The organism is Paenibacillus sp. BK033 (genome assembly GCF_004345425.1).
In the GTDB taxonomy this organism is placed as follows: domain Bacteria; phylum Bacillota; class Bacilli; order Paenibacillales; family Paenibacillaceae; genus Pristimantibacillus.
Genome location: NZ_SLVP01000005.1, coordinates 185,179 through 199,113 on the forward strand (window position 1 = coordinate 185,179; position 13,935 = coordinate 199,113).

Below are 13,935 nucleotides of genomic sequence, written 5' to 3' on the forward strand. Positions count from 1 at the left end.
GTCGTTGCAGGAAGCCGCTAAATTCGCGGCTTTTTGTTTTGTTTACGGGGTGGTAAGATGGTCTTGTTTGACAGAGGCGGGCTTCAAATGAAAAAGGAGCTGCTGCATCTGGAAGGCGCGCAAGCATTCGTGAATAAAGGAAATGTCCACAAGAGGATGTGACGCATAATGAATGAAAAAGTCTCGAAGGCATTTGACCGATTGGCCATCGCGTACGAACAGTCCGTCGATCAAAGCAGCGGGCATAATGCCTATTATGAACGGCCGGCGATGATGAAGCTGCTGCCGGACTCTATGTCCGGCATGGCGGTTCTGGATGCGGGTTGTGCTGCAGGCTGGTATACCGCGCAATTCGTTGAACGTGGAGCGCAAGTCACAGCCATAGATCTTAGCCCGGAGATGGTTGCGGCATGCAAGAGAAGAGTAGGGGATAAAGCAAACGTATTGGTCTGCGAGCTTGGCCGGACGCTGCCGTTTGAGGACGAATCGTTTGACCTTATTGTCAGCTCGCTTACCCTGCATTACGTCGAGGATTGGGGAACCGTCTTCCGGGAGATGCGACGCGTGCTGAAGCCGGGCGGTACATTGCAATTCTCGGTCCATCATCCGTTTATGGTGTTCCGTGAGTTTGAACGCACGAACTATTTCGCCCATGAATTATTAACGGATGTATGGAATAAGAAGGAGACGGGACCCGTGGAGGTAACCTTTTATCATAAATCCATGATGGATATTGTTAACGCGACGACGGAATATTTTACACTGGATCGAATGATCGAACCGCAGCCTGCCAAGGAGGATATCCCGGAAGCGGAAGACTGGTATAAGCGTTGGTACGGCCGTTTAATGACTAATCCTTGGTTCTTGATTATCAAAGCACGGAAATTACATTTGGATTGAAAATTAATTTTTATCTAACATTGGCTAAATACATCCTTAATACAGCTCCTTTATGCTAACGGTAGAACAAACGATAAAGGAGCCAAATAAAGCGATGAAAGCCCAAAAAACAGAACCTGCAAGAATGCCGGAGTACCGAATCAGCGAAAGCGAATCGATGCAATACAAGCTGCTTTACCAGATCCGCATGGGCAATATGAGCACAAGCGAACTGGATAAGCTTCAATTCCTTTGCAAAAACGAGCTTCATCAGCTGCGCACCGAGCTGGATACGATGCTGCAAGAGCTTCGCGAGATGAACAAGCAAATGCAAGGCAAGAACGAAGAGTATACGGAAAAAGATAAGGAAGGCATCGCTGCTTAAGAGGCAATGATGCTTTTTTTATTTGTCTTTCAAGAGTTTAGGACATATGTCCTTTTTGTTTTTTCACTCTCGTCGTTTAATTAGAAGAGCGAAACGAACGAGGAGGATGACGAGTGATGAGAGGCATTCTATTTGCCGTGCTGGGCGGTGTGTTTCTAACCTTGCAAGGGACTGCCAATTCAGCGATTGGCGAGCAGCTTGGCACCTGGCAGGCCGCCGTTCTGACGCAAGGGACGGGCTTTGCTGCCGCACTGTTAATCGTATGGCTCACAGGCGACCGGTCGTGGAAGCAGCTCAATCAAGTGAAGCTTCGCTACCGGTTCGGAGGAGCGTTTGCGGCTTTTATCATATTCAGCAACATTACGGCTTTTCACCATAACGGAGCAGCCATTACGGTATCGTCCGTGCTGATTGCCCAGATCCTGGTTACATTAGGAATGGAAAAAGCCGGCTGGTTCGGGAATGCGGCAATCCGGTTAAGAGCCCCGCAATGGATCGGCATTGCCCTTATGATTACCGGAATCTTATGTTTATCGTTCTGACCGGATAAAATATCCATTAGAAAGGGGAGGCCGCCCGTTGAAAGAAATTTTGGATGATGCAAGGATCGATCAATACCTAACCCAATACGCGTTAGACGATGTATTCCCAAGCTCGCTTCGGCAGCATCTGGCGTTATACCGGTTCGAACCGGGCGACACGCTATGCAAGCAAGGCGAAATACCGGAGTATATCTTCTTTCTCATGCTTGGAAAAGTGAAGGTGTACACGACCTCGGCAGACGGCAAGACGCTGCTTATTAATTTTACCTCCCCGCTAGGCGTGCTCGGCGAGATTGAATGCCTGAACGAATTGGAAAATTTGAATACCGTATCCGCGGTAACCAAAGTGGAGACCATTGTTTTTCACAAGCGTTGGCTGAAGCTATATCGGGAAGAAGTACCGTTCCTGCAATTTATGCTGCATCTCGTCACCGAAAAGTTTTATAACAAGTCGGTGTCGCTTAGCTTTAATCTCTTGTACCCGGTCGAAGTCCGGTTGGCAAGCTATTTGCTGTCCGTAACGACCCCGGAGGATGCTATAGTCAGCACGACTCATCTGAAGGATATGGCGAATCTTATCGGAACAAGCTACCGGCACTTGAATCGCATTATTCTCGGCTTCACCGGCATGAACCTGATCGAGCGCAGCCGGGGAACGCTTCTCGTGAAAGACCGCAAGGGACTTGAAGAGACTGCCGGAAAAAATATTTACGAGAATGGGGACCGGAAGGAGCAGAAATGATGTTGACAGGTATATTACTGGCATTGATGGCGGGTTCGCTGGTCAGCGTGCAGAATTTGTTCAACAATAAAGTCAATGCGGCCGCGAATTCGCATACAACTACGGCTCTAGTGCTTGGAATGGGCTTTATGGCTTCGTTAGGCATGGGGTTGCTGTTTGAAGGAGCGGATTTGCTGAGCTGGAAGCCGATGCCCGTCTGGTTCTGGTTCAGCGGCTTGCTTGGCATCGGCGTAGTCACTTGCGTCGTAAAGGGAGTAAGGCTATTGGGCCCAAGCTATGGGACAACGATCGTAATGGCCTCCCAGCTGCTTTGCGCTTTATGGTGGGATTCGGCCGGTTGGTTTGGACTCGAGCGGGTGCCTTTCACGCCGCAGAAAGCCATTGGCATAGCTGCGCTTCTGGCAGGAATTCTCTTGTTCAAGTCAAAGCCTAAGGAGAATCGACAGCTTGGAGAGGTGCGGCATGAATTATCGTAACAAACGATTAGACGGAAATGCATCTTGAAAAGGATTAAGGAAGCCGCGTTCCGTGGCTTCTTTTTATGTTAAGATAAAGGGATAGCTTATCTTAAGAGAGGGAAGTACATGCAGCAAGAGAACGCACAGCTTAGAATGGAAAGAGACGAGAACGGCTTCCTTCAAGGGGTGAAGGATTGCGTACCTACTTTACTGGGGTATTTAAGCATCGGATTCGCGGCGGGAGTGGTTGGTCATACCTCGGGGTTAAGCGTACTGGAAATTACCTTGATGTCGATTCTTATTTATGCCGGCTCCGCGCAATTTATTATCGCCGGTATGGTAGCCTCGCAAGGCTCCATAGCGGCAATCGTGTTTACCGTATTTATCGTTAATCTTCGGCATCTGCTGCTAAGCGCGGCATTGTCTCCTTATTTCCGCCAGTTGACGGCGTTCAAGACCGTGATGATCGGTACGCTTTTGACGGACGAGACTTTTGGAGTGGCTATGAACAAAGCCGCAAACACGAGGGCGCTTAGCGAATCTTGGATGAACGGTCTGAATGTAACGGCCTATCTCAATTGGATACTTGCTACGATGGCGGGAGCTTTTCTGGGGCAATGGATTACGAATCCGGAGAAGTTCGGGCTCGATTTCGCGTTGCCTGCGATGTTTATTGGACTGCTGGTCTTGCAGCTATTAGGCCGCCAGAAGCTGTTCAGAGATATGGTCGTTGTCGTAAGCGCGGTGATTATCGTTGTAGGTGCAAGCACGGTGACCTCGGGAAGCGTGGCGGTTATTATCGCTACCGTAAGCGCGGCAACAATAGGAGTGTTGATTGAACGATGGAAATAAGATGGGATATTCTTGCCATTATACTAGGTGCTTCAATCGTTACTTTTGTTCCCAGGGTGCTGCCGCTTGTTGTGCTCAGCCGATTGCAAATCCCGGATCTCGCGATGCGATGGCTAAGCTATATACCGGTTGCGGTTATGGCAGCCTTATTAGGCAATGAACTGCTGATGACCGGCGGTAAGCTTACCGCTCTGCAGGATAACATCGAGCTGTTTGCCGCGCTGCCCACCTTCTTGGTAGCGATATTCACGCGCAGCTTGCTTGGCACGATTATCACGGGCGTAGTAACCGTCATGATGCTGCGGTTGATATTATAGGTCCGTATATCGCAGACTTTTTCTTATAATGGCATTTGTTTAGATCCTACGTACAGAAAACGGGTCTTGACTGCGAATGATTATCCAAGACAAAAGTAACAGGTTGTTGCAGCAAGCTTGGAGGAAGTTGAAATGAGATCAGAGATGCATTATCAAAAAGCAAAAAAACGAGGACTATGGAAGAAGCTTGTCCTTCTTGTTATGATTGCCTGCGTTTTTTTCGCCGTAGTGGGAGTAATTGCATTTAAATTCATGGTTGCGAGGCAGGATGTGTCCTTGCTGGAGGAGCCGCTGCCTGCCTCCACGATCATTTACGATCAGAATAACGAAGAAGCGCTTCGCATTTCGCCGAAAAAAGCCGAAGCCGTCAGCCATGACAGCCTGCCGGAGCAACTGATCGAAGCGGTAGTCGCCGTAGAGGACAAACGGTTCTTCGAGCATAAAGGCACGGATTTGCAAGGGATTGCCCGTGCCATGATGACCAATCTGACTAATGGCAAGACGGTACAGGGAGCAAGCACCATTACGCAGCAGCTGGCGAAAAACGTGTTTCTTAGCCAGGAACGGACCTGGACCCGCAAGTGGAAGGAGCTGCTGCTCGCCGAGAAAATCGAGAAAAATTACGATAAGCAGCAGATTATAACCTTTTACTTGAACCAGATTTATTTTGGCGAAGGGGCTTGGGGGATTAAGAAGGCTTCCGAGGTGTATTTTGGCATTCCGGTGAACGAACTGTCGCTTACGCAATCGGCACTGCTTGCCGGAATGATCAAGGCGCCTTCGGCACTCTCGCCCTACAGCCATCCGGAGGAAGCGAAAGCCCGCAGAAACGTCGTGCTGAAGCTTATGAAGGATCAGGGCAAGATTGATCAATCGACTTATGAGGCCTCGGTAAAGGAGCCGCTTCATATTCAAAGCTCGAAGCCAAGCAGCAGTGACGCCATTAAATACCCGTATTTCATCGATCAGGTCATTCGAGAGGCAAGCGAGAAATATGGATTAACGGAAAATGAAGTGCTTCACGGAGGATTCCGGATCTATACGACTCTGGATAGGAAGATGCAGGAAGCCGCCGAGCAAGTCTATTCGGAGGACAGCCTCTTTCCGTCGAGCAGCTCGGATCAGCTGATTCAAAGCGGGGCTGTGCTTGTAGATCCTAGAGACGGCGGGATACGGGCTCTCATCGGAGGCCGCGGCGAGCAGCCGTTCCGCGGCTTTAACCGGGCGGTGCAGCTGAAACGCCAGCCGGGCTCTACGATGAAGCCGATATCGGTGTATACGCCGGCTTTGGAGCGTGGGTATACTCCGGACAGTACTTTAATGGATGAACCGGTTAATTTCGGAGGTTATCAGCCCAAAAATGCGGGCGGCAGCTATCTTGGCGAAGTATCGATCTATGAAGCACTCATTCATTCTTATAATGTGCCTGCGGTATCGCTGCTTAATGAGATGGGGATTGATGCAGGGATGGAAGCCGCAAAGCGGTTCGGTATCGAGCTTACGGATTCGGACCGGACGCTGGGACTTGCTTTAGGCGGCTTGCAGGAAGGAGTCTCGCCGCTCGCCATGGCGGAAGCTTTTGGCGTATTCGCGAATGACGGAACGCGGATTCCGGCACATGCCATTACTCGGATCGAGCCGGCTGAAGGGGAGACAACAGCCCAATTCGATTCCAACGGCAGCGTGAAAGTGACGGAGCCTGCCGTTGCCCGGACGATGACTGCGATGCTTGAAGGAGTCGTCAAGGAAGGTACCGGCGACGCAGCGGCCCTTGGCGATCGCCAGGTAGCAGGCAAGACGGGTACTACCGAAATGCCGGGAACCGGCGGACAAGGGATGAAGGACAATTGGTTTGTCGGGTATACGCCGCAGTTGGTTGGAGCGGTATGGCTGGGTTATGACCATACGGATGCCAGCCACTACCTGACGACAACCTCGAAGGCAGCAGCAGCCGTATTCCAGAAGCTGATGAGCGAAGCTCTTGAAGGCGAGCCGGTAATGGCCTTTGCGAAAGCGCCTGGGATTTCGAAGAAACCAAAGGATACCGGGAAGAAACAGGAGGAGAAAGAGGATAAGCCGAAGCACGATAAACCGGGTCGCGAAAAACCGAAGCACGATAAACCGGAGAAAGATAAGCCGAAGAAAGGGCCGTCAGACGAGCATAAAGGCAAAGGAAAGGGAAGAGAAGGCAAAAATGACGAGGATTGAGATCAAGCAGCATTCGGATAAGGCCGTTATCGTAGTCCATGAGATCTACGGTCTGAATTCGCATATCTCAACGATGTGTACAAAATTGGCTGAGCAGGGGTATGATGTATATGCTCCGAATCTGCTCGACCGGAAAGAGCCTTTTGGTTATGAACAAGAGCCAGAGGCTTACCGAAATTTTACGGAGCATGTCGGATTCGATAAAGCATCTTCCGCCATACTAACATTAACCGGTCAGCTAAAGCCGCAATACCGACAATTATTCCTTGTTGGATTCAGCGTTGGGGCAACCGCATCCTGGATGTGCGGCATGAGCCCCGATATCTCGGCGGTGGTGGGCTACTATGGCTCCCGAATCCGTAGTTATAAGGAGATCAATCTTGCCTGCCCGGTGTTATTGTTTTATCCGGAAGCCGAGCCCTCGTTTAACGTGGATGAGTTGATAGCCGAATTACGGGGCAACACGCAGGTCCAAATCCGCAAATTCGGCGGAAATCATGGCTTTGCGGATCCTTATTCTCCGCGGTATGTCCAAGCATCGGCGGAAAAAGCCTTTGGTCGAATGACGGATTTTCTCAATTCCATTGGTTGAATTTCAAAAAAGGGTATGTTAAGATACCTGTAATTTAAGGATTGGGGTTGAAAAAGATATGTAGGATTTTCTTGCGACGGTAGACAAGAATAAAACGAACGATAACGATCCGTTTCGATTGTTTTATTTTTCTATGCGCAAGAGAGTTACTACCTCTTTTTCACTCAGGCGAATATCCTTTTCCGACCCGTTTGGACGGTATCCAAGGGCCGGATTTGCCGTATTCATTTGAGCTGCGAGAAAGGTAACTTTCTTGCAGCTCTTTTTGATTGCGGGGGGAATTTCCATGTCATTGATTAATGTCTCGAACCTTACGTTTGCCCATGAGGGCAGCTACGATAATATTTTTGAGAATGTCAGCTTTCAGATTGATACGAGCTGGAAGCTGGGCTTTACCGGTCGCAACGGCCGGGGAAAAACAACCTTTATGAACCTGCTGCTTGGTAAATACGAATACAGCGGACATATTTCGGCGAACGTAACGTTCGAGTATTTTCCGTTCCGGGTAGAGCATCCGGAATATTTGACGGCGGATGTCGTCGAGGAAATTTATCCGGATTACCAGCAATGGGAGCTCGTGCGCGAATTGACGCTGCTACAGGTATCCGATGATGTTCTGTACCGGCCGTTTAATACGCTTTCGAACGGTGAGCAGACAAAGGTGCTGCTTGCCGCCTTATTCCTGAAAGAGGACAGCTTCCTTCTTATCGACGAACCAACCAACCATCTGGACATGAACGCGCGGAAGCTGGTCAGCCAATATTTGAACAGCAAGAGCGGATTTATCCTAGTCTCCCATGACCGTACCTTCCTGGATCATTGCGTTGACCATATTCTCTCCATCAACCGAACGAATATCGAAATTCAGAAGGGCAATTTCTCTGACTGGTGGGAGAACAAGGAGCGGCAGGATCAATACGAGCTGGCGGAGAATGATAAGCTGAAAAAAGATATTAAGCGGCTGTCGGATGCGGCGAAACGCACGAATAACTGGTCTCATGAAGTCGAGAAGACAAAGAACGGCACGAGAAATTCCGGCTCCAAGGTAGACAAAGGTTATATCGGACATAAAGCAGCCAAAATGATGAAGCGCTCGAAGTCGATGGAGCAGCGTCAGCAAACGGCAATCGACGAGAAATCCACGCTATTGAAAAATATCGAGTCTTCCGACAGCTTGAAGCTCGAGCAGCTGACTTACCATAAGCCTCAGCTCGCGGAGCTGGAGCGGGTCTCGGTTTACTATGGCGATAAGGAAGTATGCACGGACGTCAGCTTTACGATCGAGCAGGGAGATCGCATCGCACTTTCCGGCCGTAACGGCTCCGGCAAATCCAGTCTTCTTAAGCTGATCGTCGGAGAAGACCTGACTTATACCGGGACATTCCGCAAGGGAAGCAACCTCAAAATTTCTTACGTGTCCCAGGATACTTCCCACCTGCGGGGCAATTTGACGGATTACGCCAGAGAGCACGGAATCGACGAGAGTCTATTTAAAGCTATTCTGCGCAAGCTGGACTTCTCCAGGATTCAGTTCGAGAAGGATATTTCCGCCTTCAGCGGAGGCCAGAAGAAGAAGGTCTTAATTGCGAAGAGCTTAAGCGAGAAAGCGCATCTTCATGTATGGGATGAACCTTTGAACTTTATCGACGTCATCTCCCGCATGCAGATCGAGGAGCTGCTGCTGGAGCATGCGCCAACCATTCTGTTTGTCGAGCATGACCGGGCATTTTGCGAAAATATCGCGACTAAAATCGTTGAGCTTTAACAAACAAAAAAAGGCCGCCCTTCGTTTAAGAGAAGGGCGGCCTTGCTGTATGACGGATAAAAATAAAAAGCCTCGTATGGACAACGAGGCGGAATTTACGATTGCGTATCAAAAAAAATCATGCTATAGTAATAAAACCTCTGCATGAGTTTCATATGTATGGTCGCACTAAACACATCTTATCTACACTTATATAATATCATGCGGCGCATGCGGTTGTCAAATGTCAAACGTTTATTTTCGAGATTTTTTTTAAATTCGAGAAGGAGTGTGTTTATAGTTATGATGCAGAAAGAATGGGATCAGGAGCAAAATCGCCTTCATGAAGTGAAAGTTAAGCTGAAAGAAAAAATTGCGGAGCTCGAGCCGGAAGTGGATCAGCTGTACGGTCAGGCCTCGAATATACGCAGGCATTTTTGGGAGGAAGTGACCGTCAATACAAGCTCGGACGAAGATTTCGAAGAAACGTTCTTCAGCATCAATCAGCAGGCCGCGTTATTATCCGAGCGGGAGCGGACTCACGAGAAAAGGCGCCAGCAGTGGAAAAGCCTGAAACGGCTTCAACAATCCCCTTATTTCGGGCGCATTGACTTTAAAGAGGATGGCGTGAATGAGGCAGAGCAGGTCTATATCGGCTTATCGTCCTTCCTGGCATCGGACGGAATGAACTTTCTGGTCTACGATTGGCGGACGCCGATCGCAAGCTTGTATTACGACTATTCTCCGGGTCCTGCTTCCTACGCGACGCCTGGCGGACGGATCGCAGGAAGGATGGAGCTCAAACGGCAGTACCAGATTAAAGACGGGGAGCTTCTAAATTTCTTTGATGCAAGCGTCACTATAGGTGATTCCATGCTGCAGCAGGTGCTCGGGCAAGGCGCCAATAACCAGATGAAAAGCATAGTGGCCACGATTCAGAAGGAACAAAACGCGATTATCCGCAACGATACCAGCCGGATGCTGATCGTGCAGGGAGTGGCCGGAAGCGGGAAAACCTCGGCTGCCCTTCAGCGGGCAGCGTATTTGCTGTATAAGCACAGAGAGCGGTTGACGGCCGACCAGATCGTGCTTTTCTCGCCTAATCCGATGTTTAATAGTTATGTTTCAACCGTTCTTCCCGAGCTTGGCGAGGAAAACATGCAGCAGACGACCTTCCAGGAATATTTGGACTACTGGCTGGGGGCAGCCATGCAGCTGGAGGACCCGTTCGAACAGATCGAATACGTGCTCACGCAGGAAGCGGCTGATGGATATGAAGCACGGGTTGACGGGATCCGGTACAAAGCATCGGAAGCCTTCCTTCATGCGCTTCAGAAGTACGCAGGATGGCTAAGCCGGGAAGGCATGTTGTTTAAGAGCATACGGTTCCGGGATCGCGAGCTCATTACTTCGAGGCAATTGTCCGAGCAATTTTACGGTTACGATCCTTCCGTCCGCCTCGCCAATCGGGTTATCCTGCTGCAGGAATGGGTATTGAAGGAGCTGCGCAAATTCGCGCGCAACGAGCTGTCGGCGGAGTGGGTGGATAAAGAGCTTGATTACCTTGATAACGAGCAATACGTGGAGGTTTACAGCGAGATCCTGAAGAAATTCCAGCGCGACGAAGAGCTGTTTGACGTTTCCGAGCGTTATGCGAAAGCGCTGGACCGCGCCCGCAAGTTTACGAATCAGGGAGAGGATCAAATCTTCGACTTCTCCGAACAACAGGAAGACCTGCTGCGCCAAATGATTGTGAAGGAGCATTTCAAGCCTTTACGCCGGATGGTGAAGAAAATGAAGTTCGTCGATGTAAACGGGCTTTACGCGCAGCTGTTTGACGAAGACGAAACGGCTTATAGCCGGATGACCGAAGGTGCGGCAGCGCCGGCCAACTGGCCGGAAATTTGCAGGCAAACGAAGGAGAAGCTGGCCAAAAAAGAGCTGTTCTATGAAGATGCTACGCCTTATCTGTTTCTTAAGGAATTAATTGAAGGCTCCCGGATGAATACGATTGTCCGCCACATCTTCGTGGACGAAGGCCAGGATTATTCGCCATTCCAATACGCGTTCCTGAAGAAGCTGTTCCCGAATGCCCGCATGACCGTGCTTGGCGATTTCGGGCAGGCGATTTTTACCCAATCCTCCAAGCTCGGGGGAAAAGACTCGCCGCTGCTTAAGTTGTACGGGGAGGAGAGTACTACCCTCATTCCGCTCCTGCAAAGCTACCGGTCGACGAAAGAGATCGTGGAGTTCACCAGGCTGATGCTCCCAGGCGGGGAAGAGATCGTACCGTTTGACCGTCATGGCAAAAAGCCGTTGATCACGACGGCTAGCAGCCGCGGGGCATTGCTCCGGCAGCTTGTTCAAGATCTTGAGTCTCTCCAGGCGGAAGGCCACCGGTCGATCGCCGTCATTGCGAAGAACACAGCCGAAAGCAAGGAGGCTTACGAAGCGCTGACGTCGAACGGAATGGAAGACATTCGCCTCATTACAACGGAAACGTTAACCTTCGAATCAGGCATTATGGTTATCCCGGCTTATCTGGCCAAAGGCGTGGAGTTTGACGCCGTCGCGATCTACGACGCATCGTCGGAGTCCTATCATCGCGAGAGCGAAAGGAAGCTGTTCTATACGGCATGTACCCGCGCGATGCATCAGCTCCACCTCTACATTAGCGGGGAATGGGCGCCTTATCTGCAATCCTTGAGCGGGGAGCTATACGAGCTTCATGCTTTGGAATAAGCATCGGCCAGTTCCGAGAAGTACCGGATGGTGCAATCCCGAAACGACGCGGCCGCTTGTGTCAGGTATCGTCCCTTGGGCCAATGAAGCGAGATGGAACGTTCGCAATATTCTTCCTTCAGAGGGACAGTAACCACGTCCGGTCCGGTTGAGCCTCCCCAAGTAACGGCAGGAAGAAAAGCTAGCCCTTGACCCGCCCGAATGAGACCGCGGACCGTGGCGGGATCATCGCTTTCAAACTGAATAGGCGGCGTGAAGCCGGCGAGCCGGCAGAAGGCATCCGTAGTCTCCCGCAGCGATTTGCCGGGAGGAAGGCTGATGAATCTTTCCTCCTTCAATTCCTGCAGGCTGATCCGGTCGCGCTTTGCCAGACGATGCTCGGAGGGCAGCGCAACGACAATACTCTCCCGCAGCAAGGCGACCGAATGACAGCCGGGCGGAGGCACAGCCCCGTCTGACAGGCATAAGTCAAAGTCGTAAGCATGTTCGCCGGGCAAAGCGTGCTGAAGCAGATGGAATTGCGTATCCGGTCTCGTCTTGCGGTAATCGGCAAGAAGGCCTGGAAGGAGATGGGAGGAGACGCGTACATCCAGCGTGATGTAATCGGAAGGAGATTCCACCAAATCCTGCAGCTCTTTCTTTCCATCCTCCAAAGCTTGAAGAGCGATATCCACTTTGTTCAGAAAATGGATGCCATGCTCATTAAGCCGGATTGATTTGTTGGTGCGTTCGAACAGCTTTACCCCAAGCTCCGCTTCGAGGGAAGCGATCATTTTGCTAAGGGCAGGCTGAGAGATATGCAATTGCCTGGCGGCCTGCGTCATGTGCTGCAATCGCGCCGCCGTTTGAAAATATTTCAGTTGCAGGAGCTCCAATGGATTCACCTTTTCTTTCCTTGTTATAACCTTAGGGTTATAGTTGCTATGCCTAAATATATATTAGAGTTCATGGATTCTCAAGATTATAATGATCACATCACCATACAGATGGGAGAAGGGCTCTAGTGATTATTCAAACGTCATCGGGACAAGTAAAAGGCGTTCAATTAAGCGGCTGCTATGTATATAGAGGGATTCCATATGCGCAAGCACCGGTCGGAAAGCTGAGATTCAAGCCGCCTCAAGCGCCTCAGGCATGGGAGGGAATCAGGGACTGCGGCGCTTTTGGCCCAATCGCTTATCAGCATGTTGACCCTAACCGTTCCTTTCCGGAGCTTGCGTACTCGGAGGATTGTCTGAATCTGAATGTCTGGACATCCGGTGCTGCGGGGGCGCTTCGGCCTGTTCTTGTTTACGTCCATGGCGGCGGATTTATATCCGGCAAAGGTGCGGACTGCGACGGCAGCCGTTTTGCCGCCGAAGAAGATATGGTCTTCGTCTCGCTCAACTACCGGCTTGGGGCCATGGGTTTTCTTGCCTTGGAAGAGGTGCTTGGAGAGGAATACGCGACATCGGGAAATAACGGCATGCTGGACATTATCGCGGCGCTGCGCTGGGCTCAGACGAATATCGCCGCCTTTGGCGGCGATCCTGCGCGAGTAACCGTTATGGGGAATTCCGCCGGTGCCAAGTGTACGGCAACCTTGTACACCATGAAGGCCGCGGAAGGACTGTTCCATCGAGCGGTTGCGCAAAGCGGGGCGACGCAATCCATAAGGGACAGGAAAACCGCTGCCGTCACCACGAGCAGACTCCTTCAAACGTTAGGGTTGAAGCCGGAGGAAGCGGAGCGGCTTCTCGAACTGCCGGCCGAGCAGCTGATCCAGGCTCAGATGAAGGTAGGACCGGACACGGCCGGCAATCTCCATATGTTTGGGCCCGTTGCGGACGGCCTTCTTATTCCTTTAGATCCCATCCATTATCTCACAGAAGCAGAGAAGCTGCCGCCTCTCTTGATCGGAACAAACGAGGACGAAGCGGCCATGTTTATTTTCAACGATCCGGGCTTACAGCAGCCCCATGCCGACACGCTGAATAGACTGTTTGGCGAGAATCAACAGATGGTATGGCATTCCTTCATCCGGCATTCCGGGACGATTCCCGCGGAAAAGGCCTGGAGCAAAGCGTTAACCGAGCATTTGTATGCGATTGGCTGCATGCAGCTCGGGCAAGCGGTTGCGGCCTCGGGTGCGCAGGTATGGATGTACAGGCTAACGTACGGAGGTTGGCTTGGAGCCATTCACGGTTACGAAGGCAGTTTGATTAACCATGTAGAAAACCCAACGCGAGATCTCTCCAATCAAGCAAACGATCCTTATTTCATTGCGGATGAAGCAGCAGGTCTAGCTGCCGGGATGCGCGCAGGCTGGAATGCATTCATCCGTTGCGGTGACCCGAATACCTCTGAGCTGCCTGAGTGGCCGGAGTATGGAAATAATCAATCCGTCATGATGCTTCAGCTGGAAAGCTATGTTCAAGAGAACTTTGCGCCGCCAATCGGGATTACCGTCGCGCATCAGGTTTGGAGGACGTAAG

General features: G+C 50.8%; 13 protein-coding genes. 12 read left to right on the plus strand and 1 reads right to left on the minus strand.

The features are described from left to right. Window positions 1-168 precede the first annotated feature (168 nt). From EV294_RS18185 to helD, 11 genes are all read left to right on the plus strand, one after another. Window positions 169-900, plus strand: a complete 732-nt coding sequence (locus tag EV294_RS18185) for a class I SAM-dependent methyltransferase (protein ID WP_132309280.1) — start codon at window positions 169-171, stop codon at window positions 898-900. Between the two features lie 94 nt (window positions 901-994). Next, window positions 995-1,264: a hypothetical protein gene (locus tag EV294_RS18190; protein WP_132309282.1), complete on the plus strand. Its 270-nt coding sequence runs from the start codon at window positions 995-997 to the stop codon at window positions 1,262-1,264. 116 nt (window positions 1,265-1,380) lie between these two features. Further along, window positions 1,381-1,806, plus strand: coding sequence for a DMT family transporter (locus EV294_RS18195; RefSeq protein ID WP_132309284.1), 426 nt, complete (start codon window positions 1,381-1,383; stop codon window positions 1,804-1,806). Between the two features lie 37 nt (window positions 1,807-1,843). Next, window positions 1,844-2,548, plus strand: coding sequence for a Crp/Fnr family transcriptional regulator (locus tag EV294_RS18200; protein WP_132309286.1), 705 nt, complete (start codon window positions 1,844-1,846; stop codon window positions 2,546-2,548). Beyond that, entirely contained in the window at window positions 2,548-3,024 is a 477-nt protein-coding gene (locus EV294_RS18205; RefSeq protein WP_132309288.1) for a DMT family transporter, read from the plus strand. Before EV294_RS18200 ends, EV294_RS18205 begins: the two co-directional genes overlap by 1 nt. Window positions 3,025-3,132: 108 nt before the next feature. Beyond that, window positions 3,133-3,858: an AzlC family ABC transporter permease gene (locus tag EV294_RS18210; protein ID WP_132309290.1), complete on the plus strand. Its 726-nt coding sequence runs from the start codon at window positions 3,133-3,135 to the stop codon at window positions 3,856-3,858. Further along, entirely contained in the window at window positions 3,849-4,175 is a 327-nt protein-coding gene (locus EV294_RS18215) for an AzlD domain-containing protein (RefSeq protein ID WP_132309292.1), read from the plus strand. The genes EV294_RS18210 and EV294_RS18215 overlap by 10 nt, the downstream gene beginning before the upstream one ends. A gap of 132 nt (window positions 4,176-4,307) precedes the next feature. Then, window positions 4,308-6,383 (plus strand): transglycosylase domain-containing protein, encoded by a 2,076-nt coding sequence (locus EV294_RS18220; RefSeq protein WP_132309294.1) that lies wholly within the window; start codon window positions 4,308-4,310, stop codon window positions 6,381-6,383. Beyond that, window positions 6,370-6,975 carry a dienelactone hydrolase family protein gene (locus EV294_RS18225; RefSeq protein ID WP_132309296.1) on the plus strand — a complete coding sequence of 202 codons (606 nt, stop codon included), beginning with the start codon at window positions 6,370-6,372 and terminating at the stop codon, window positions 6,973-6,975. Before EV294_RS18220 ends, EV294_RS18225 begins: the two co-directional genes overlap by 14 nt. A 286-nt stretch (window positions 6,976-7,261) precedes the next feature. Further along, window positions 7,262-8,740: an Lsa family ABC-F type ribosomal protection protein gene (locus EV294_RS18230; RefSeq protein ID WP_132309298.1), complete on the plus strand. Its 1,479-nt coding sequence runs from the start codon at window positions 7,262-7,264 to the stop codon at window positions 8,738-8,740. A 282-nt stretch (window positions 8,741-9,022) separates the two neighbouring features. Next, window positions 9,023-11,461, plus strand: coding sequence for an RNA polymerase recycling motor HelD (helD, locus tag EV294_RS18235; protein ID WP_132309300.1), 2,439 nt, complete (start codon window positions 9,023-9,025; stop codon window positions 11,459-11,461). Here helD and EV294_RS18240 read toward each other — a convergent pair. Next, a complete protein-coding gene (locus EV294_RS18240; protein ID WP_243711699.1) occupies window positions 11,446-12,345 on the minus strand; it encodes a LysR family transcriptional regulator in 900 nt (299 codons plus the stop codon). The genes helD and EV294_RS18240 overlap by 16 nt on opposite strands. Before the next feature lie 119 nt (window positions 12,346-12,464). On the opposite strand from EV294_RS18240, the gene EV294_RS18245 reads away from it, so the two are divergent. Continuing rightward, window positions 12,465-13,934, plus strand: coding sequence for a carboxylesterase/lipase family protein (locus EV294_RS18245; RefSeq protein ID WP_132309302.1), 1,470 nt, complete (start codon window positions 12,465-12,467; stop codon window positions 13,932-13,934). Window position 13,935 lies beyond the last annotated feature (1 nt).

What these genes read in the sequence shown, in the direction of transcription:
- EV294_RS18210 (WP_132309290.1), top strand. Translation starts at nt 3,133, where the DNA reads ATGCAGCAAGAGAACGCACAGCTTAGAATGGAAAGAGACGAGAACGGC.
- EV294_RS18190 (WP_132309282.1), top strand. Translation starts at nt 995, where the DNA reads ATGAAAGCCCAAAAAACAGAACCTGCAAGAATGCCGGAGTACCGAATC.
- EV294_RS18205 (WP_132309288.1), top strand. Translation starts at nt 2,548, where the DNA reads ATGTTGACAGGTATATTACTGGCATTGATGGCGGGTTCGCTGGTCAGC.
- EV294_RS18230 (WP_132309298.1), top strand. Translation starts at nt 7,262, where the DNA reads ATGTCATTGATTAATGTCTCGAACCTTACGTTTGCCCATGAGGGCAGC.
- EV294_RS18195 (WP_132309284.1), top strand. Translation starts at nt 1,381, where the DNA reads ATGAGAGGCATTCTATTTGCCGTGCTGGGCGGTGTGTTTCTAACCTTG.
- helD (WP_132309300.1), top strand. Translation starts at nt 9,023, where the DNA reads ATGATGCAGAAAGAATGGGATCAGGAGCAAAATCGCCTTCATGAAGTG.
- EV294_RS18225 (WP_132309296.1), top strand. Translation starts at nt 6,370, where the DNA reads ATGACGAGGATTGAGATCAAGCAGCATTCGGATAAGGCCGTTATCGTA.
- EV294_RS18215 (WP_132309292.1), top strand. Translation starts at nt 3,849, where the DNA reads ATGGAAATAAGATGGGATATTCTTGCCATTATACTAGGTGCTTCAATC.
- EV294_RS18220 (WP_132309294.1), top strand. Translation starts at nt 4,308, where the DNA reads ATGAGATCAGAGATGCATTATCAAAAAGCAAAAAAACGAGGACTATGG.
- EV294_RS18185 (WP_132309280.1), top strand. Translation starts at nt 169, where the DNA reads ATGAATGAAAAAGTCTCGAAGGCATTTGACCGATTGGCCATCGCGTAC.